The 18,989-nt window shown below is 63.9% G+C and carries 15 protein-coding genes and 2 pseudogenes; 6 read left to right on the top strand and 11 right to left on the bottom strand.

Annotation, left to right across the window (positions count from 1 at the left end; all coding sequences use genetic code 11):
• Positions 1-85: 85 nt before the first annotated feature.
• The 3 genes from AOQ71_RS40835 to AOQ71_RS40825 all read right to left on the bottom strand — a co-directional run bounded on the left by AOQ71_RS40835 (position 86) and on the right by AOQ71_RS40825 (position 3,669).
• On the bottom strand, positions 86-994 hold the full coding sequence (locus AOQ71_RS40835) for a sulfite exporter TauE/SafE family protein (protein ID WP_057759365.1): 909 nt from the start codon (positions 992-994) through the stop codon (positions 86-88).
• Positions 995-1,295: 301 nt separating this feature from the next.
• Complete coding sequence (locus AOQ71_RS40830) at positions 1,296-2,663, bottom strand: oligosaccharide flippase family protein (RefSeq protein ID WP_057759363.1); 1,368 nt, start codon at positions 2,661-2,663, stop codon at positions 1,296-1,298.
• A 166-nt stretch (positions 2,664-2,829) separates the two neighbouring features.
• Entirely contained in the window at positions 2,830-3,669 is an 840-nt protein-coding gene (locus tag AOQ71_RS40825) for a protein-disulfide reductase DsbD domain-containing protein (protein WP_057759360.1), read from the bottom strand.
• A gap of 142 nt (positions 3,670-3,811) precedes the next feature.
• Between AOQ71_RS40825 and AOQ71_RS40820 the strand changes: the two genes are divergently transcribed.
• The gene (locus AOQ71_RS40820; RefSeq protein WP_057759357.1) at positions 3,812-4,456 is read left to right on the top strand and encodes a YqgE/AlgH family protein; all 645 of its coding nucleotides are present in this window, start codon (positions 3,812-3,814) and stop codon (positions 4,454-4,456) included.
• 133 nt (positions 4,457-4,589) lie between these two features.
• On the opposite strand, the pseudogene AOQ71_RS40815 reads toward AOQ71_RS40820, so the two are convergent.
• Together AOQ71_RS40815 and AOQ71_RS40810 are read right to left on the bottom strand one after the other, a co-directional pair.
• A pseudogene (locus AOQ71_RS40815) lies at positions 4,590-4,934 on the bottom strand (TauD/TfdA dioxygenase family protein); the annotation flags it as partial.
• A 96-nt stretch (positions 4,935-5,030) separates the two neighbouring features.
• On the bottom strand, positions 5,031-5,810 hold the full coding sequence (locus AOQ71_RS40810; protein ID WP_057759355.1) for an SDR family NAD(P)-dependent oxidoreductase: 780 nt from the start codon (positions 5,808-5,810) through the stop codon (positions 5,031-5,033).
• Between the two features lie 99 nt (positions 5,811-5,909).
• Here AOQ71_RS40810 and AOQ71_RS40805 point away from each other — a divergent pair, with 99 nt between their 5' ends.
• The gene (locus AOQ71_RS40805) at positions 5,910-6,647 is read left to right on the top strand and encodes an SDR family NAD(P)-dependent oxidoreductase (protein ID WP_057759896.1); all 738 of its coding nucleotides are present in this window, start codon (positions 5,910-5,912) and stop codon (positions 6,645-6,647) included.
• Between the two features lie 179 nt (positions 6,648-6,826).
• On the top strand, positions 6,827-7,201 hold the full coding sequence (locus AOQ71_RS40800) for a CsbD family protein (protein WP_057759352.1): 375 nt from the start codon (positions 6,827-6,829) through the stop codon (positions 7,199-7,201).
• Between the two features lie 118 nt (positions 7,202-7,319).
• Here AOQ71_RS40800 and AOQ71_RS40795 read toward each other — a convergent pair.
• Positions 7,320-8,875 (bottom strand): annotated as a pseudogene (locus AOQ71_RS40795) (SGNH/GDSL hydrolase family protein); the annotation flags it as partial.
• A gap of 314 nt (positions 8,876-9,189) precedes the next feature.
• On the bottom strand, positions 9,190-10,536 hold the full coding sequence (locus tag AOQ71_RS40790; RefSeq protein WP_430648687.1) for a lytic murein transglycosylase: 1,347 nt from the start codon (positions 10,534-10,536) through the stop codon (positions 9,190-9,192).
• A 251-nt stretch (positions 10,537-10,787) separates the two neighbouring features.
• Here AOQ71_RS40790 and AOQ71_RS40785 point away from each other — a divergent pair, with 251 nt between their 5' ends.
• Positions 10,788-11,663 carry a UTP--glucose-1-phosphate uridylyltransferase gene (locus AOQ71_RS40785; protein ID WP_057759347.1) on the top strand — a complete coding sequence of 292 codons (876 nt, stop codon included), beginning with the start codon at positions 10,788-10,790 and terminating at the stop codon, positions 11,661-11,663.
• Between the two features lie 133 nt (positions 11,664-11,796).
• Here the strand turns inward: AOQ71_RS40785 and AOQ71_RS40780 are convergent, their stop codons facing one another.
• A complete protein-coding gene (locus tag AOQ71_RS40780; protein ID WP_057759344.1) occupies positions 11,797-13,293 on the bottom strand; it encodes a GGDEF domain-containing protein in 1,497 nt (498 codons plus the stop codon).
• Positions 13,294-13,447: 154 nt separating this feature from the next.
• Here AOQ71_RS40780 and AOQ71_RS40775 point away from each other — a divergent pair, with 154 nt between their 5' ends.
• Positions 13,448-13,711 (top strand): DUF7662 domain-containing protein, encoded by a 264-nt coding sequence (locus tag AOQ71_RS40775; RefSeq protein WP_057759341.1) that lies wholly within the window; start codon positions 13,448-13,450, stop codon positions 13,709-13,711.
• Positions 13,712-13,943: 232 nt separating this feature from the next.
• Here AOQ71_RS40775 and AOQ71_RS45805 read toward each other — a convergent pair whose 3' ends face one another.
• The 3 genes from AOQ71_RS45805 to AOQ71_RS40765 form a co-directional block, all read right to left on the bottom strand.
• A complete protein-coding gene (locus AOQ71_RS45805) occupies positions 13,944-14,345 on the bottom strand; it encodes a DUF3551 domain-containing protein (protein WP_157083819.1) in 402 nt (133 codons plus the stop codon).
• Between the two features lie 250 nt (positions 14,346-14,595).
• Positions 14,596-17,472, bottom strand: coding sequence for an EAL domain-containing protein (locus tag AOQ71_RS40770; protein ID WP_057759339.1), 2,877 nt, complete (start codon positions 17,470-17,472; stop codon positions 14,596-14,598).
• 165 nt (positions 17,473-17,637) lie between these two features.
• Positions 17,638-18,636, bottom strand: coding sequence for an NAD(P)H-quinone oxidoreductase (locus AOQ71_RS40765; RefSeq protein ID WP_057759337.1), 999 nt, complete (start codon positions 18,634-18,636; stop codon positions 17,638-17,640).
• Positions 18,637-18,763: 127 nt separating this feature from the next.
• Here AOQ71_RS40765 and AOQ71_RS40760 point away from each other — a divergent pair, with 127 nt between their 5' ends.
• The gene (locus AOQ71_RS40760) at positions 18,764-18,955 is read left to right on the top strand and encodes a DUF1192 domain-containing protein (protein ID WP_057759335.1); all 192 of its coding nucleotides are present in this window, start codon (positions 18,764-18,766) and stop codon (positions 18,953-18,955) included.
• Positions 18,956-18,989 lie beyond the last annotated feature (34 nt).

Below are 18,989 nucleotides of genomic sequence, written 5' to 3'. Positions count from 1 at the left end.
GCTTTCGCTTTGCCCACCCTACGACTGAAATTGGACATCGATGCAAACTGGTCCGCGCGGGCCAGTCGTATCCAGCGACAGGGCTTCAGTGCCTCAGCGCGGATGAAGAACGGGCTGCCAAACCCGCAGGAATTCTTGAGCCGCGCGAGGCCGCTTTGGGGGAGCTGAAAAAGACGTACAACAAATAGACGTCTATCAGGATCGTACCCGCCATCACGCTATATGCCCATGGGCTTGCCGCCAGGTTGAGCTCGATCAACACGCGCGAGAGACCGAATCCCACGACCCAGGCATCAAAGCTCATGCATATCCGGCGAAATGTCTCGGGATCCATCCGGTGGATGAAAAAGGCGCCAAGCGGAATACCAACGGTGGCACAAACAGCTAGCACCGGCAAAATGGCGGTGCTTTCTGCGATGAAGAGGCCGAGATAGTAGTAAGCGAGCGCAGTCAGGCAGGACTCGGTTACCCGAACCAGCGCCAGGCCGGCTCGAAACTCGTCTTTGACCAGACCCTGATTGTTGAACAACATCGCCAAAGGGGGGCCTGAAATGGTTGTCAACGAGTACAGGATTCCCAGGGTCGCTCCAAAGGGCAGGCCAACCAGCCAGCGTAGTTGAATGGGCCTCCGCCAGCCGGCTGCCTGCAATAGAATAAGAGGCAGGATAAGCGAGTAGGTGGCGAGTTTGATCCAGACGGGCTGAACCAGGGAAAGCGCATAGGCTCCGACCGCGATGCCAGGCAGCATGCCGATGAGGATGGGAAACACGCGCTTCCAGACAGCTGGAACGCCGGCTCGATTGATAAAGAGAACGTACACGTTCACGAAGACTTCGATCAGGACCAAAGCCGGATTGAGCACGCGGTTGGCATAGAAAACGAGCGCGACCGGCACGGTTAGGGACGAAAATCCATAGCCAAGCGCACCGTTCACGAAGGCCGCAAACAGGGCGATCCCTGCAAGAACGATCAAAGCGGTGTCAATCGGAGGCATCTTTGGCTTTCATCCCAGCGGGCCGCGTGTCGTCCTCAGCGTGCCGCTGCCGACGCAGCTCATGCCGAGGACTAAATCCCGGGGCGAGGTAGGGCGGGTCAATCATGGCTGGCGGAGTCTAGGTCTATCTCGTCAGTCGGGCAATATGACGTAGAATAAATTTTCCCAGAGACGCAACTATCTCAGACGAATAAGAAAAATTGTACTCCGTGTTGCGGATAGGCAGAAGTTTCTCTCTGTTCCTGGACGTATTGCGAGGTCGTCGTTCCCCGCGAGTGCGCCGGAGCTGGTTCCGTCGGACCTATTTACCAAATGCCAGCACGTGCAGCCCCAGCCGCTGCCGCACGATCCAGAACAGCAGCACGGTCTCGAAGGTGAGCGAGATCGAGGTCGCGGCGGCGGCGCCATGGCCGCCGAAGCGCGGCACCAGCGCGATGCAGAGCACGAGGTTCATGACGAACGCCAGCGCATAGGCCAGCGCGCAGATCTTCTGCTGGCCCAGCATGTTGAGCAGCCGCTCCACGGGGCCGATCGCGGCGCGCACCACGAGGCCAACAGCGGCGACGAACATGATGTCGTAGCCGACAACGAATTGCGGTCCGAACAGCCAGAGCAGCGGCTTGCCGAGTGCGAGTAGCGCGATGGTTGCCGCCAGCGACGGCCAGAATGTCCAGACGATGGCGTGCGCGACATAGGCTGACAGGCGCGCTCTGTCGCCGCTGGCGTTGTATTCGGCGAAGCGATGCGCCGTCGTTGCCGACATCGCGTAGTGAATGAACGACACCAGTGCCAGCGTCTTCACCACAGCAAAGTAGACGCCGACCTCGTCGGAGGGACGGAACTGCTGCAGCACCAGCACGTCGGTGTAGGAGAGCAGCAAATAAAAACCTTCGACCAAAAGGATCGGCAGCGAGATCGCGAGCCAGCCGCTGATGTCGTAGGCCTTGGCGCCCGCCGCGATGTGATCGGCGAGCCTGCGGTTCAGCACCACCATCTGTCCGGCCATCGCGATCCACACGGCACCCAGGCTCGCCACCATCGCCGCGACCGCACCGAGATGATAGCCGAGCAGGAAGGCGCCGGCGGTGATGCCGATGATCAGCGCCTGGCGGATGATGAATTGCGGCATCAGGCCGAGCTGCATCCAGTCATGCGAGCGCGCGATGCCGTCCTGGGTGTTGGCGACGACGAAGGCGGGCAACGTCATACAGCCGATATAGAGCGGCAGCTCCTCGGCCGGATCGATCCAGGGCGAGAGAAGCCTGACGATGCCGGCAAGCGCGAGCGACACCAGTGTCGAGACAGCGAAGACCAGCCAGCGGCTGCCGGACAGAAAACCGCGCAGCAGTGCATGATTGCCGCTGGCCCGATATTCCGGAATGATCTTTTGCGCCGAAGCGGAGATGCCGAAATCCATCATGCTGCCGAGCAGCAGCACCCAGGTCCAGACATAGACATAGATGCCGTAGTCGGATGTTCCCATCCAGCGCGCCAGCAGCACCTGGGAAAGATAGGCGAGGCCCGCGCTGATGAGGCGGATGATGAAGATGGTGCCGGCCAGCCGCCGCGTCAGCGATGCTTCGCTCGAGCCGCCCGTCAGTTTTCCGCGCAGCCGTGTGATCAGGCCGGCCGGTCTGGTCGTTGCGGGTTCTGCATCCATCACGGCCAAGTCGAGATCCCCAGACGTCCGCATGCTGCGGCAGGGTCCGGACTTAGCAACCATTCGTTAAGATTCGGTTGGGTGGGAGCGGTGTCGCAACAGCCAACAGTGTCGTCCCGGACAAGTGTCAGCGCAGATCCAGGACGACAGCTGAGAGGGGAGCGGCAGCTTCGCTTCACTGCAAGTTCGTATTGAACTCGTAGGATTTGTCTGGCCCCACCAGCGTGAATTTCAGTGCCGCGCCGTCAGGCTTGACGCCCGGCGGCAATCCTTCGAGCTCGAAGGAAAATCGCTTCACGCCAGGCGGGCCGGGCTCGACCACATCGGGAATCGGCAGCGACCACTCCGGCGTCGGCCCTTCCACGAACAGATTGACCTTGCTGCCCTCGGGGGCGACGACATCGACCACCACGTTCTTGGGCCCGTCGCGCTTGACGTCGCGGATGGTCAGCGGATTCGGATCGCCGATATTGGCGGGCTTCGGCACGGCGTCGAGCGCGGCGCGCAAATTGCCGTCTTCAGTCGATGCGACGTTGTTGAAGCCGAGCTCGACATTGGCTTCGACGGGAATGCAGAGCTTTTCGCAGACCGCGTAGTTGATCTCGGCGCGCAGCGTCACCGGCTTGTCGGCCGCCTTGGCGACGATGCGCAAGGGCAGCACGATCTGATCGTGATAGCCGATCGAATGGCCGCCCGCTCCGTCGTCAAACTTTTGCGGCGCCGGCCACATCACGGTCACGGCTTCGACATTGTCCGACTTGGAGAAGTCGAACCGCGGTGGAACGCCGGAATCGCCCGGCATGCGCCAGTAGGTCTTCCAGCCGGGCTCGAGCTGGATGGCGATACCGCCGAGCAACACCGTGCCGCTGCGCGATCCCGCGAGCAGGCGCACCGCGGAATGTCCGTCTCGCTGCCACGGCGACGCATCGTCGGTATGGCCAGCCATCGCCAGTGACGACGCAAGCAAGGTTGCTGCGACGCCAATCGCCGCCTGCAGGGGAACTCTGGTCAGCATGGCACGTCTTTACAGGGTCGCCCCTGGTCAAACCATTGAATTGCTTGTGATGGATGCACCCGAATCATATCTCTGCAAGCCTTGATTTGACAGCAGGCCGGCCCGACATCAGGATAGGAATTCAAACCGGAGTGCTTCACTGATGGCTCCCACAGGCAAGAGGACGGGCGAAAGCACCCGCAGCACAGGCTCCGGGCTCCCCAATTCCGCCGTTTACCTCGACGGCCGGCTCCTGATCGCGATGCCAGTGATGGGCGACTCCCGCTTCGAGCGCTCGGTGATCTATCTCTGCGCCCATTCCGCCGAGGGCGCGATGGGCATCATCGTCAATCATCCCGCTGGCAGCATCGACTTTCCCGAGCTGCTCGAGCAGCTCGGCATCGTCAAGAAGGGCGAGCACATCAAGCTGCCCGAAAATGCCGAAAGCATGAAGGTGCTGCGTGGCGGTCCGGTCGACACCGGCCGCGGCTTCGTGCTGCATTCCAGCGATTTCTATATCGAGAACGCGACGCTGCGGATCGACGACGGCGTCTGCCTCACCGCGACGGTCGACATCCTGCGCGCGATCGCCAATGGTTCCGGCCCCAAGCACGCCATCCTTGCGCTCGGCTATGCCGGCTGGGGGCCGGGCCAGCTCGAGACCGAGATCCAGAGCAACGGCTGGCTGCACTGCGATGCGGATGCGGACCTGATCTTCGGCGACGACGTCGACGAAAAATACGGCCGCGCCCTGCGCAAGATCGGCATTGATCCCGGCATGCTGTCGAACGAGGCTGGGCACGCGTAGCTGCTGATGGCGTAATATACCGCCGTCATTGCGAGGAGCCCTTGCGACGAAGCAATCCAGACTGTCTCCGCTGAAAAATTCTGGATTGCTTCGCTTCGCTCGCAATGACGGAATTTGCTGGCGCAGTGCTGCCCTACTCCGCCGCCTGCTGCTGCACCGTCGGCTCGGTCCCCGCCACCGTTGCGCGGCGCATGTCGCGGGGCTGCGACTGGTCGTAGCGGCGGACGCGGTGCATGGTCTGGCGGTTGTCCCACATCACGAGGTCATGCAGCTTCCATTTGTGGACGTAGACGAACTCTGCCTGCGTGGCGTGCTCATTCAGGTCGCGCAGCAACAGCCGTCCTTCCGGCACACTCATGCCGACGACCTTGCCGGCATGCGATGAGAGATACAGCGATTTGCGGCGATGCACGGGATGGGTCCGCACCAGCCGCTGCAGCACCGGCTTGAACATTTCCTTTTCCTCGTCGCATGGCTCCCTTGTAGCCCGGATGGAGCGGAGCGCAATCCGGGGGCTTTCCGCCAGATGAGAACCCCGGATTACGCTTCGCTTCATCCGGGCTACGCCATACCGTCACGCGTTCCGCGCCATCACGCCGCCGTCGACGGGGATCACGGCACCGGTCAGGAACGATGCCGCCGGCAGGCACAGGCTCAGCGTCATATGCGCGACCTCTTCAGGGTCGCCGTAGCGGCCGAGTGCGGTGCGGCGCTTGGCGTAGATGGTTTTGTGCTCCTCGGAGATGCGATCGGTGATGGCGGTGCGGATCGGGCCCGGGCAGATGCAATTGACGGTGATGCCCTCGCGGCCGAGCTCGACTGCGAGCGATCGCGTCAGGCTCGCGACGCCGCCCTTCGCCGCCGAATAGGGGCTGTGCAATGCTGTGGCGCCCAGCGCTTCGGTCGAAGCAATATTGACGATGCGCGCCGACTTCGATTTGCGCAAGTGAGGCAGCGCGGCGCGGATGATGCGCGGATGGGCCGTCAACATCACCGCGATGCCCTTGGCCCAGGCGTCGTCGTAGGCCTCGTCGTCGATCGCGACGCGCACAGAGATGCCGGCATTGTTGATGACGATGTCGAGCCCGCCGAAATGCGCGGCGACATCGCCAACCACGCGCTTGATCTCGCCGCCGTCGGCGACGTCGAGCTTCCACGCCTTCGCCGTTCCGCCGCTCGCCGTAATATCTTTCGCGACGGCGTGGGCGCCTTGCTCGTCATAATCGGTGACCGCGACGTTGGCGCCCTCGCCGGCGAACACGCGCGCAGTGGCGCGGCCCATGCCGCTGGCCGCGCCGGTGACGAGAACGGTCAGACCCTTCACGGAGCGGCTGAGCTCTTTGAACTCGGACATGCTGTTTCCTCGCGGTCTCTTGTTTCTTGTTATGAGATGGACAAGGCTGGCATCGATCCGCAGACAGGTCAAACAAGCAAGACAAAAGGGGAGGCCGCGATGGCGAACGAACTCGATTTCTCAGGCAGGCAGGTGCTGGTGGTCGGTGGTTCCAGCGGCATCGGCAATGGCATTGCACAGGCCTTTCGCGCGAGGGGTGCTGGCGTAGCGGTATGCGGCACACGCGCGCGTGCAACGGAATATCAGGCGGAGGAGGGCTCCGATCTCACCGGTCTTGCCTACGCGCAGCTCGACGTCAGCAATGCCGGTGCCATCGAAGCGTTCAAGCCATCGTTCGATAGGCTCGACATTCTCGTGCTCGCGCAGGGCGCGGTGATCTATCGCCGTGGCGAGTTCGAGATGGCGGGCTTCCGCAAGGTTGTCGAGGTCAATCTCACGAGCCTGATGGCGTGCGCGATGCGATTTCATTCCATGTTGCGGGATTCCAGGGGCGTGCTGATCATGGTGTCCTCGACCGCGGCCTATCATTCCACCATGGGCAATCCTGCCTACAACGCCTCGAAGACCGGCGCGGTCGGCTTGACGCGGACCTTGGGCGAGGCGTGGGCCGAGGACGGCATCCGCGTCAACGGCATCGCGCCCGGCCTCGTCGACACCAAAATGACGAAGGTGACGACGGACAATCCGAAGCGGCTCGAAGGCGCATTGGCACGGATTCCGCTGCGGCGATTGGGCACGCCGGCCGACATGGCGGGTGCCGCGCTGTTCCTGGCCTCGCCGCTGTCGTCGTACATCATTGGACAGACGCTCGTGGTCGATGGCGGGCTGATCTTGTAGCGCATCCTGTAGCCCGGATGGAGCGGAGCGCAATCCGGGGTTTCTTCAATGCGGTTACTATCCGCAAGGTGAAATTCCCGGATTTCGCTCCGCTCCATCCGGGCTACACACTTTCGTCGCGCCGTGGAACTGCGCTGCTCCTGATCGGTTACTTGGGCAGACCCCCGAGGAGGAGCATCATGGACAAGGACAGGATCGTCGGATCGGCCAAGGAATTCGCTGGACGCGCGGAAGGCGCCGTCGGCGATCTCGCAGGCGATGCGCAGACACAGGCGTCGGGCAAGGCGCGCGAAGCCGCCGGCACCGTGCAGAATCTCTACGGCCAGGCCAAGGACGCCGTGCGCGACGCTGCGGACACCGCCACGAGCTATGCCAAGGACGCCTATGAGAACAGCGGCGACACCTTCCGCGATGGCTCCAAGGCGATTGCGCAAAAGGTGCAGGACAATCCGCTCGGCGCGCTGCTGGTTGCCGGCGGCATCGGCTTTGCGCTCGCGCTTCTGATGTCGCGCCCGGCACGTCGCCCGCCGCCGCGCTGGCGCTATTACGGCTGAGCCCGTCCGTCATTCCGGGGCGCGTGTAGGGCGAACCCGGAATCCATCGTGCCACCATCAATGCTGTTGAATGGATTCCGGGTTCGCGCCAAGAGGCGCGCCCCGGAATGACCTGCGCCTACCGAACTTCCGCCGCACGCCCGACATTGCCGGGCGGACGCGGGATCGCAGGATTCGGATTCGGGTTGCGCGGCGGCGGCGCCAGCTGGCGCGGCGCGGGCTGCGGCGAGCCGAAGCCGAAGAAATCACGCAGTGACGGGGTTGCCTGTGCCGGTTGCTGCGGCGGCTTCTTCGGTGCGGGCGGCTTGGGAGGCGCGACCGCAGAAGCTGCACCAGGCGTGCCGGGGGCTCCGGGAGCCGCAGCACCTCCGTCGGGCGTCGTCGCCGCAACCGGCGTATCGCCCTTGGCCTGCTCGCGGCCGACCTCGCGGCGCGGCCAGGAATAATCATCCGCGCGGCCCGCGGGCGCGGCCAGCGGCTCGCCCTTCACCAGCGTTTTGGCGGCGAGCGCATCGACAGCGGCTGGACGCGTCCCTGGTCCACCCAGCAATTGATCGGTCGCGATCGAGGCCGCAACCAGCGGCACGATCGGGCCGGCGAGCGGTCGCGGCGGCGGCTTGCCGGGCTCGGCATTGGTGTCGGGCGTCGCCGGTTCGCTCGGCAGGGCGATGGGACCGGAGCGGCCCGCCAGGAGACGCGTGATCTCGCGCTCGACATAGTGCGCGAGCTTGCGCGCGCCGGGCTTGGTGAAATAGACGCCGTCGCCGCTGCGCAGCTGACGGATCTGACCTTCGAAGTCAGGGCCCTTCTGCAGGAAGCGGCCGGCCTCGTCGACGAAGCCGTCCCAGACGTCGACATAGGTGATGCCGGCCTTGGCCGCGCCTTCGCGATAGAGCGAATCCAGGAACAGCATGTCCGCGGTGCCCTTGGGGCCGCGGATCGCAGGCAAGCCGACCCAGAGCACCGGCACGCCCTTGGCCTTCAGGACGTTCGCGAGCTCCTCGATCTTCTTGCTGTAGAGCTCGACCCAATGGTCGTCACGGAATTCGTAGACGCCATTTGGATTGCGTGCGGTCTTCTCCGGCGCGCTCGCCGGCGCATCAGCGTTATCGGCGTCGTCCTGCGGCAGGTCGGTATCGACAGGTTTGTCGTCCGGTTTCGCAGCAGAGTCGGGCTTGGCATCGCCGGGCTTCGCATCCCCCTGCTTGCCTTGGGGCTTGGCGCGCGCGCCCTTGTCGTTCTTCTTGTCTTTGTCCTTGTCCGCCGGCTTGTCGGTGACGGGCTCGCGGATCGAAATGCGGTCGTTGAGGCCGAGCATGACGACGATGACGTCAGGCTTCTCGGTCTCCAGAATGCCCTTTGCGGCAGCGGCCCAGTCCGAGGGCTCGCCCTTCGGCTGATACTTGATCAGCCCGGACGTGGTCTTGTGCTTGCGGATCACGCCCATGTCGGGCTGCTCGGTATAGGCGTCTTCCAGGCCGTAGGCGAGCCAGTCGGCCATGGCATCGCCGATCACCAGCACGTTCTTGTCGGCAACGGTGTCGCGCTTGGCGGGCGCCGGCGCGCGCGAAAAATCCTGGCGCGGAGCCTGCGGCTGCTGTTGCTGGAACGGCGCGAAGAAATCGCCGCCGAACCAGCCGCCGCCACGCTGCGGCGGCGGCGCCTGGCGCTGCGNGGGCCGCCGAAGCCGGGGAAGCTGAAGAACTGCGCCGAGGCCGGTCCCGCGACCGAGACCAGGATCGCAAGCGCCGTCCCCAGCGCGATCAGCGGGCCGGTCTCGGTCAGCGCCTTGAAAAAGGATTTTGGCTTCGACATGCGATCTCGGGCGCGCGCAACGGGGTCTGGAAACAGGTCGTTATAATAACGGAATCGGGCGCCAAACGGGCAAATTCTCTTGCAGATTCTTGGGGCAATTTCTTGGGCAATTTCTTGGGGCAATGCACCGCCGATCGACGAAATCGCCGCTCAGGGTTACTTTCGGGCCGTTTCTACCTCCCGCGCAGCCGGTCCAGCACGTCGGAGGTGGCAAATCCGTCGGCAGGGAGCCCGATCGAGACCTGGAAATTGCGCAGCGCATCCCGGGTCTGGCCGCCCAACTGACCATCCGGGGTGCCCTTGTAGAAGCCGCGCTGGGCCAGCAACTGCTGCAGTTCCAGCCGCTCGGTCCGCGAGAGCTCCCGTTCCTGTCGTGGCCAGGGCTGCACGAACGGCTGCCCGCCGCGCAGGCGGTCGGCGAAATGGCCGATCGCCAGCGCATAGGCCTCGGCGGGATTGTATTTCATAATGACCCGGAAGTTCTGCAGCATCAGGAAGCCCGGCCCTTGCGCGCCTGCGGGCGCGAGCAGATAGGCTTTCTCCGCCGGATGCGGGAAGGGCTGGCCCGTCGCCCGTTTCAGCCCGAGCTTCTCCCATTGCGCCAGCGTCATCATCTTGGCGCGGTCGGCCAGCATGTAGTTGAAGCCTTGGGGCACCACGACCTCAAAGCCCCAGCTCTGGCCGCTCTGCCAGCCGTCCTTCTTCAGATTGTTGGCGGTCGAGGCGATCAGGTCGGTCGGGTTGTCGACGACGTCGCGCCGTCCGTCGCCGTCGCCGTCCACGGCAAAGCGCTTGAACGCGGTCGGCATGAACTGGGTCGGGCCGAACGCGCCGGCCCAGGAGCCGCGCATCTGCTCCGGCCTGAGATCGCCGCGGTTGAGGATTTCCAGTGCCGAGAGGAACTCGTCCTTGAAATAGGCCTGGCGGCGGCCGATGCAGGCGAGCGTCGCGGTCGATTGCAGCACGCTGCGGTCGCCCATCTGCGTCGAATAGTTGGACTCGATGCCCCAGATCGCGGCGATGATATAGCGATCGACGCCATAGGCCTTTTCGGTCGCGTCGAACTGCGCCTTGTATTGGACGAGGATCTCCCTGCCTTTGGCGAGGCGGTTGTCATTCACGAGGATGTCGAGATAGTCCCAGATCGACTTCGAGAATTCCGGCTGCGAATCCATCAGGTCCATGATGCGCAGGTCGGGCGTAAGCCCGGCGGTGAAGCGCTGAAAATTCTCCTGCGTGATGCCGCGCCGTGCGGCATCCGGCCACATCCCCGCAACGCAATTGTCGAAATTGCCGGCCGCCTCGCGGATCGCAGCCGCCGTCATCAGCGGATGGCCGGAGGCGCCGTCCTCGCCAGACCACGGTTGGGCACCGCCAGGGCCGGGCGGGGCTTGCGACGGCTGCGGGTTCGAGCCGGAGAAAATACCGCCGAACAGGTTGGACAGGCCGTTTTGCCCCTGTTGTGCTTGCCCCTGTTGCGCTTGGGCCTGCGCGGGGAACAGCAAGCCGGCCGCAAGCATTGTTGCGCCGGCCAATGTTGAGGTTACCGCTGTCACCAATCGTCTCATATCCCACTCGTCGGCCGAAAATCCGCCATCAGGAGGCCTCGTTACGATTGCCAATATCTTAACAAAGGTGAATTTTTGCTGGTCACCTTTTTCGCAAATTCTCGGAGACGGAGCCCAACATCCGCCTTTGTTACCGGCTGCAAAACGGCTAGCAAGATGCCATTGCTTCTTTCACGCGCGCTCCAAGGTATTCGATCAATCACATGAAAATCCGCAAAGCCGTATTTCCCGTCGCCGGCCTCGGCACCCGCGTCCTGCCCGCCACCAAGGCGATGCCGAAAGAAATGCTCACCATCGTCGACAAGCCCCTGATCCAGTACGTCTATGACGAGGCGCGGGAAGCCGGCATCGAGCACTTCGTCTTCGTCACCGGCCGCAACAAGAACGTCATCGAGGATCATTTCGACAGGATGTTCGAGCTCGACTCGACGCTTGCCGCACGCGGCAAGAAGACCGAGCAAGAAATCCTGGCGCAGAACCAGCCGGAAGCCGGCGCCGTCAGCTTCACCCGCCAGCAGGCGCCGCTCGGTCTCGGCCACGCGGTCTGGTGCGCGCGCGACATCGTCGGCGACGAGCCGTTCGCGGTGGTGCTACCCGACGAGCTCGTGCTCAACACGCCGGGTTGCCTGAAGCAGATGATCGAGACGGCTGCAACGCTCGGCGAGAAGTCCAACCTGATCGCGGTCGAGGCGGTGCCCGACCATCTCACCCATCAATACGGCATCTGCGGCGTCGGAAAACGCAGCGGCAAAATGTTCGAGGTCGACGGCATGGTGGAGAAGCCGGCCAAGGGCACCGCGCCCTCAAACCTTTCCATCACCGGCCGCTACATTCTCCAGCCCGAGATCTTCAAGATTCTGGAGACCCAGGAGCGCGGCGCCGGCGGCGAGATCCAGCTCACCGATGCGATGATCGGCCTTTCCAAATCGCAGAAGTTCTACGGCGTGGAGTTCGAGGGCGAGCGCCATGATTGCGGCTCCAAGCCCGGCTTCCTCCGCGCCAACATCGCCTATGCGCTCAAGCGCCCCGAGTTGCGCGAGGGGCTGATCGCGGACATGAAGAAGTATCTCGGGCAGTGACATCGAAGGCGAAATGCCTTCGATGTCATCCCGGGATGGTCCGAAGGACCAGACCCGGGATCTCGAGATTCTCTGGTGCGCAAGTGCGCACCAGAGTTCGATGCTTCGCATCGCCGCGGAATGACAGCGGTCTTCACGCCACCAGCGACAGCTGCGGCAAGCTCGCCACCACCGACTGATTCCGCCCGCCGGCCTTCGCGGCATAGAGCGCCTTGTCGGCTGCCGCAACCAGCACGGCCCAGTCCATGCCGGCCGTGGGCGCAAGGCTGGCGACGCCGCAGGAGACGGTCGATCCCGCGCCGCCATCGGACCAGCCCAGCACCTTGGCGCGAATGGTCTCGGCGATCTTGAACGCGTCGGCGGCCGACGTGTTCGGCAGCAGCACGGCGAACTCCTCGCCGCCATAGCGCGCGGCGCAGTCGCTGGCGCGACGCACCGAGTCCGAAATGCAGATGGCGATGCCGACCAGCACCTGGTCGCCGGCCTGGTGGCCGAACGTGTCGTTGTAGGCCTTGAAATGGTCGGCATCGATCATCAGCAGCGCTACTTGCGTCTTCTGGCGCATGGCGCGCCGCCATTCCATGTCGATGACCTGGTCGAACTTGCGGCGGTTGCGCAGGCCCGTGAGCGCGTCGGTCGTCGCCATCTCCTCGAGCTTGCTTTCGGCATCCGCGCGCCGGCCGATCTCGCGGGCGAGCACGATGGCCGAGCCCAGCACGAACAGGGAGAGCACCAGCACCACGGCGCCGATGCGCAGCGCTTCCCTCTGCCACAGTGCAAACACCGCGCTCAGCGGCTTGCCTGCCACGACAAACAACGGACCGGCGCCGCTGCTGCGCACGTAGAGGCGCGGCGTCACATCCACCGGCCCTTTTCCGGCGTAGGATCCGCCGGCCTTGAGATTTTCGGGTTTCCAGTCCTGCTGCGTTCCCAGATTCTTGCCGACGATGTCGAGATCGAACGGCCGCCGCATCATGATGGTGCGGTCGCGCTTGAGCACCGTGATGGTGTCTTCGGTGGCGAGGCTCAGCCGCTCGAACAGTTCGTGGAAATAGGTGTAGCGGATCGAGCCGGCGACGACCCCCATGAAGCCGCCGTCGCTATCGCTGATGCGCCGGCTCAGCACGATCGAAAAGGCGCTGCGGAACAGCATCGGGCGGCTGATGAACAGTCCGACGTCCGGGTTGTCGCGATGAACCCTGAAATACTCTTCGTCGGCGCGGTTCTCCGGTTGCGGATCCAGCGTCGAGGCATCGATGCTCAGTCTGCCGTCGGCATCGAACACCTGGATGGCACCGAAATGCCGTGCCGTGGTCGCATGATCGAACAGGATGAGCTGCCGGATCGGCTTCGAGACCGTGGCTATTTCCGGCAGCAGCATGTTGTTGACGACCGCCTTCAGGGACAGGTCGTAGATATCGATGTTGCGGCTGATGTCGGCGTCGATCGAGGTGGCCAGGTTTTCCAGCGTCTGGCGGGCCAGCGCCTCTTCGCCGCGACGCATGTCCAGCATGACGTTGACGCAAATGGCGGAAAAGCCGATCACCGTCACGACCGACGTGATGATCAACAGCTTTGCCGACATACGCCAGGGCCGGCGGGCCGTGGCTTCGCGCCATCCAGACAGCATCCTTTGCTCCCGATCCTAGTGGATGCGCCTGAAATCTTGCGTAGTGTTTAAGCCGCGACGGCACTGCCGCGATCAGTTAAGGATTGGTTTATCCGGCTGACGATTTTCGGCAGGCCTGATCGGCTGGATCCCGGCTTCGGACGAGAGGACTGATGTGAACGACTACGACGCGCTACGTGACTATCTGCTGCGGCAGAAGCAGACGGAATTCGTGCTGAGCTTTGAGCAGATCGAGGAGATCATCGGCGCAGCCCTGCCGCGCGCGGCCAACCGTGCGTCATGGTGGGACAGCCTGCGCAGCCCCGATATCAAGATGCCGCAACGCGAAGCCTGCCTCGCCGCGGGATTTGTCGCGACACGGATGCCGGATGGCGCCAGCGTGCGGTTCACGAAGCGGAAGAAGGACGGGCGGAGGTAGAGCCAAGCCGTCATTCCGGGGCGATGCGAAGCATCGAACTATGGTGCGCACTTGCGCACCAGAGAATCTCGAGATTCCGGGTTCGCCTCTTCGAGGCGCCCCGGAATGACGGCCGGCAATCAGGTCTTGTAGGGTGGGCAAAGCGCAAGCGTGCCCACGTCCTCTGGATGGCGGGCACGGCGCAAGTGCGCCTTTGCCCACCCTCCGGCACCGCGCACCAAGACATCCTGCTCTACAGGCTTCGTCTCACGCTCTCGAGAAATTGTTGCTTTTCGCCAGGCGCGTAACCCTGGGAAGCTCCGTAATACGGTTCATTGGATTGATTGTATGGTGCGGACCGGGAGCGGATCGGTGACTTGGGTGGCACATACGATCTGGTCTTGGCGTGTGCGGCCGATCTTCCTTTCATCGTCGCCGTCGCACCAGCGTAATACGGGTTGAGGACGCACATCTGACCGTTGGCCGATGCCCTGCATTCGTCCATCGTATGGTAGCTGCATCGATAGTAGGGGGTAGCGCCGAAGGCGACGACGTACAGACAAACGGGAAAAGCCGGATCATATGTCTGAGCCCGGGAATGCCCTGCTGCTAAGACCATGCCTGTGGTCAAAATCGTCAAAGCCAATGCGCGCATTGGATCTTCCTCCAAGTGGCGCAGCATTCGGTGCACCCGGACCGTAGGCTGCATTGATCCAGGTCAATGTTCTCGGAATGGGTTCATGCGCGGAAACGAGAGCCAACGCTGGTCTTAAGTATCGTAGATGGCAAAGCGACTTGTCCGCCGTAGCTCGAAGAGCGAAGGCGGAAGCATGCCCACGTCTTCTGAATGGTGGGCACGGCGCAAGTGCGCCTTTGCCCACCCTACGGCACCTCGCGCGAAAAGATCAGCTCGCCGCTTCCAGCCGCACTTCCGTCAGCAGGCGCATCGCGGCATCCGCGTCCATCGGCTCGCCGAAGGCAAAGCCCTGCGCGTATTCGCAGCCCAATTGGTACAGCTCGACCGCGTCGGAATCGGTCTCGGCGCCTTCCGCCACCACGTCCATGCCGAGATCATGTGCGAGCGCGATGATCGACTTCAGGATCACCGGCCGCGTGCCGCGATTGGTGGTGCGGACGAAGGACTGGTCGATCTTGATGGTGTCGAACGGGAAACGCTGCAGATAGGCCAGCGAGGAATGGCCGGTGCCGAAATCGTCGAGCGACAGGCCGGTGCCGAGCTCGCGGATGCGCGTCAGCATTTGCGCGGCGTGCTCCGGATTCTCCATCACCAGCGATTCCGTCAGTTCCAGCTTCAGCGTGCCGCGTGCGACCGACGAGCGCGACAGCACGGTGCGGATATCGTGGATCAGATCGTGGCGCAGCAGCTGCCGCGAGGAGACGTTGACGGATGCGAAGATCGGCTCGCGCGACCGCATCGCGCGCTGCCAGACCGAGAGCTGCTTGGCGGTCTGGTCGAGCACGAACATGCCGAGATCGACGATCAGGCCGGTCTCTTCCGCGATGGTGATGAATTCCGACGGCGCCATGCGGCCGAGCTTGGGATGATCCCAGCGCGCCAAGGCCTCGAAACCCGCGACCGAACGGTCCTCCAGCCGCACGATCGGCTGATACAGGATCGTGAGCTCCTGCCGCTCGATGGCGCGGCGCAGCTCGCTTTCCAGCGTCAGGCGGTCGGTCTTCCGCGCGCGCATCGCGGGCTTGTAGACGTCGATACGGTCGCCGCCGATGCGCTTGGAATGATACATCGCAAGCTCGGCGTCCTTGATGATCTCGTCCGTCAGCTGGGTCTGCGGATCGGACAGCGCCATGCCGATCGAGGCGGTCAGGAAGATCTCGCGGTCGTTGAAGGCGATCGGCGCGCGGATGGTCTTGCGGATGGTCTCGGCGAAATTGGTGATCCGGGCCGGGTCCTGCTCCGACAAAAGGATCAGGCCGAACTGGTCACCGGCGAGCCGCGCCAGCGTGTCCTGCGGCTTCAGGATGCGGGTGAGGCGGCGGGCCAGCGTCAGCAGGATGGAATCGCCGACCGCGATGCCGACGGAATCGTTGACCTGCTTGAAGCGGTCGAGGTCGATCACCATCAGCGTCGGGCGCAGCGTCGGCATCGACTTGGCGAAATGCGCGACGGCACCCAGGCGGTCCATGAACAGCTTGCGGTTCGGCAGGCCGGTGAGATTGTCATGCACGGAATCGTGCAGCATGCGTTCCTCGGCGTTGCGCAGCTCGGTGACGTCGGTGAGCGTGCCGACCACGCGCGAGACCTCACCGTCGGAGCCCACCACCGGCCGCGCCTTCAGCGCGAACCACATGAAGTGACCGTCGGGGGTACGCAGGCGGAAATCCTGCACCAGGCGGCCGCGGCGCTGGTCGAGCACGCTGTCGAGCGCGGCGCGGAAGCGGTCCTGGTCGAGCGGATGCAGCACCTCGAGCCAGGAGGCCGCTGGGCCTTCCAGCGTGCCGCGCTTCAGTCCGAGCAGGGCTTCCGTCTCGGGGCTGGTAAAAACCTTGTCGGCGGAAACGTCCCAGTCCCAGATCAGGTCGCCGGAACCGGCCAGCGCCAGCGCTCGCCGTTCGATGTCGGAAACGACGCCGGTGCTGGCGCCGCCGCCGGCGAAGGCGTGCTGCATGACGGTGAAGCCGATCAGCATCACGATCAGCACGAGGCCGCCGAGCAGGGCAGGGCCGACGATGTCATTGGTGACCGAGCCTGCGACTGTCATTCCGGCTGCGACCACCCAAACCACCAGCAGGAACCAGGTCGGGATCAGCAGCACCGCGCGATCGAAGCCGTGGGTGGAGAGATAGACGATCAGAGCGAAGCCGGCGAAGGCGATCAGCACCAGCGATATGCGCGCGATGCCGGAGGCGACGGCCGGATCGAACAGCGCCAGCGCGACCAGCGAGCCGAGGAAGGCGAGCCAGCCCACCGTGATGTGCGAGTAGCGCACATGCCATCGACTGAGATTGAGGTAGGCGAACAGGAACACCAGCAGCGTCGCCGCCAGGATCGCTTCACCCGCCGCGCGCCAGATGCGCTCGGCGTTGTTCGACATGTCGAGCACCTTGCCCCAGAAGCCGAAATCGACGCCGATATAGACCAGCACCGCCCAGGCCAGCGCCGCCGCGGCCGGGAACATGATGCTGCCCTTCACCACGAAGAGGATGGTCAGCACCAGCGCCAGCAGGCCGGAGATGCCGATCACGATGCCCTGGTACAGCGTGAAGGAGTTGACCTTGTCCTTGTAGGCTTCCGGCTCCCAAAGATAGAGCTGCGGCAGCTTGTCGGTGCGTAGTTCCGCGACGAAGGTGACGACGGCGCCGGGATCGAGCGTGATGCGGAATACGTCGGCCGTCGCACTTTCCTGCCGTTCCGGCCGGTCGCCGATCGACGGCGTGATGGTTGCGATGCGCGACAGGCCGAGGTCTGGCCAGAGCAATCCCGATGAGACGATGCGGTAATGCGGGGCGACGATCAGGCGGTCGAGCTGGTCGTCGGTGTTGTTGGCGAGCGCGAACACCACCCAGTTCTGGCCGCCCTCGCGCGCGCGCACCTCGATGCGGCGGACGATGCCGTCGGTGCCGGGCGCAGTGGAGACCTGGATGCGATCGGCGTCGCTGCGCTGATGCTCGAGCACGCCGGTGAGATCGATCGCGGGCGCGTCGCTGCGGACGCTGACGGCGTCAAGCGCGCGCGCGGGATACGCGGCGACAAGAATCATGAGGCCCAGCGCGATGGGCGCGAGGCACCTGATCAGACGCAAGGTCAGTTCTCCGCGTTGGACGCAAACTCTGAGTGCAAGAACGGCACGCAAGGCTGGTACGTAAGGACGATTTCAGGCCGGACGGAAGTGGTTCGGCATTCGCGATAGATGCCACGAAAGCGAGGAAAATCAAAGGGTTTCCGCCCGGTTTGCTGGCCCTGCGGCCTAGACCTCCAACACAATTTTGCCAATATGTGCTGAGGTCTCCATGCGCCGATGGGCGTCGGCGGCCTTTTCCAGCGGGAAAGCGCTGTCCATCAGTGGTTTGACCCGTCCTTCGCGCAGCAGCGGCATCACTTTCGCCTCAATGGCAGCCACCATCGCCGCCTTGTCCGCATTACTACGGGGACGCAAGGTCGAGCCGGTATGGGTCAGCCGCTTCACCATCACCTTGGCGATGTTGACGCTGACCTTGGGACCGTTGAGGGTCGCGATCTGGACGATGCGGCCGTCGACGGCAGCGGCGTCGTAGTTGCGGTCGACATAGTCGCCGGCGACCATGTCGAGGATCAGGTTGACGCCGACCTTGTCGGTCTCTTCCTTGACGGCAGCGACGAAATCTTCGGTCTTGTAATTGATCGCACGATCCGCCCCGAGCTTGAGGCAGGCGTCGATCTTGTCCTGCGAGCCGACGGTGACGAACACCTTTGCACCAAACGCCTTCGCGAGCTGGATCGCCATGGTGCCGATGCCGGAGGAGCCGCCATGGATCAGCAGCGTCTCGCCGGACTTCAAGCCGCCGCGCTCGAACACGTTGTGCCAGACCGTCATCAGGGTTTCCGGCAGCGCGCCGGCTTCCTGGATCGAGAGCGCCGGCGGCACGCTCATGGCCTGGGCGTCCTGTGCGATGCAGTACTGCGCATAGCCGCCGCCGGCGACGAGCGACATCACGATGTCGCCGATCTTGTGCCGCCTGGCGTTGCTGCCAACCGCGACCACTTCACCTGCGATTTCGAGGCCGGGCAGGTCGCTGGCGCCGGGCGGCGGCGGATAGGCGCCGGAGCGTTGCGCCACATCGGGCCGGTTGACGCCCGCAGCCTTAACCTTGACCAGGATCTCGTCAGGACCGGGCTGCGGAACGGGACGTTGTTCCGGCACCAGGACCTCCGGTCCACCAGGCTTGGAGATGGCGACCACGGTCATTTGCGCTGGCAGCTTGTCCATGATGTGTCCTTGAGCAAAGGTGCGAGGGAAACGAGGCCTTTGATTAGCCAGCGCGGTCCTGGCTGGCAACCGCCCAAGCCGGTTTCAAGCGGTGTGGTCCGGTCCGCGGACGAGAGGAGGAACGACGATGCCGATGGAAGACGACGACCGCCCGCGCAAGAAGGTCACCCACGAGATCGGACAGGATCTCTCACTCTTGTCAGTGGAGGAACTGACCGAGCGCGTCGCCCTGCTCAAGACCGAGATCGCAAGGCTGGAGGAAGCCGCCACCAGGAAGCGCGCCTCGCGCGATGCGGCGAACAGTTTTTTCAAGACGTAGTCGGGAGCGCCTGCTTCGACGCGTCATGGCCGGG

It is taken from the genome of Bradyrhizobium manausense (assembly GCF_001440035.1).
Taxonomy (GTDB): Bacteria; Pseudomonadota; Alphaproteobacteria; order Rhizobiales; family Xanthobacteraceae; genus Bradyrhizobium; species Bradyrhizobium manausense.
This window is presented reverse-complemented; position numbering and strand designations above follow the sequence as displayed.

Excerpts from the sequence above, each read along its gene's own strand:
- AOQ71_RS40835 (WP_057759365.1), bottom strand. The coding sequence starts at position 994 with ATGCCTCCGATTGACACCGCTTTGATCGTTCTTGCAGGGATCGCCCTG.
- AOQ71_RS40825 (WP_057759360.1), bottom strand. The coding sequence starts at position 3,669 with ATGCTGACCAGAGTTCCCCTGCAGGCGGCGATTGGCGTCGCAGCAACC.
- AOQ71_RS40820 (WP_057759357.1), top strand. The coding sequence starts at position 3,812 with ATGGCTCCCACAGGCAAGAGGACGGGCGAAAGCACCCGCAGCACAGGC.
- AOQ71_RS40810 (WP_057759355.1), bottom strand. The coding sequence starts at position 5,810 with ATGTCCGAGTTCAAAGAGCTCAGCCGCTCCGTGAAGGGTCTGACCGTT.
- AOQ71_RS40805 (WP_057759896.1), top strand. The coding sequence starts at position 5,910 with ATGGCGAACGAACTCGATTTCTCAGGCAGGCAGGTGCTGGTGGTCGGT.
- AOQ71_RS40800 (WP_057759352.1), top strand. The coding sequence starts at position 6,827 with ATGGACAAGGACAGGATCGTCGGATCGGCCAAGGAATTCGCTGGACGC.
- AOQ71_RS40790 (WP_430648687.1), bottom strand. The coding sequence starts at position 10,536 with ATGCTTGCGGCCGGCTTGCTGTTCCCCGCGCAGGCCCAAGCGCAACAG.
- AOQ71_RS40785 (WP_057759347.1), top strand. The coding sequence starts at position 10,788 with ATGAAAATCCGCAAAGCCGTATTTCCCGTCGCCGGCCTCGGCACCCGC.
- AOQ71_RS40780 (WP_057759344.1), bottom strand. The coding sequence starts at position 13,293 with ATGCTGTCTGGATGGCGCGAAGCCACGGCCCGCCGGCCCTGGCGTATG.
- AOQ71_RS45805 (WP_157083819.1), bottom strand. The coding sequence starts at position 14,345 with ATGCGCGCATTGGCTTTGACGATTTTGACCACAGGCATGGTCTTAGCA.
- AOQ71_RS40765 (WP_057759337.1), bottom strand. The coding sequence starts at position 18,636 with ATGGACAAGCTGCCAGCGCAAATGACCGTGGTCGCCATCTCCAAGCCT.
- AOQ71_RS40760 (WP_057759335.1), top strand. The coding sequence starts at position 18,764 with ATGCCGATGGAAGACGACGACCGCCCGCGCAAGAAGGTCACCCACGAG.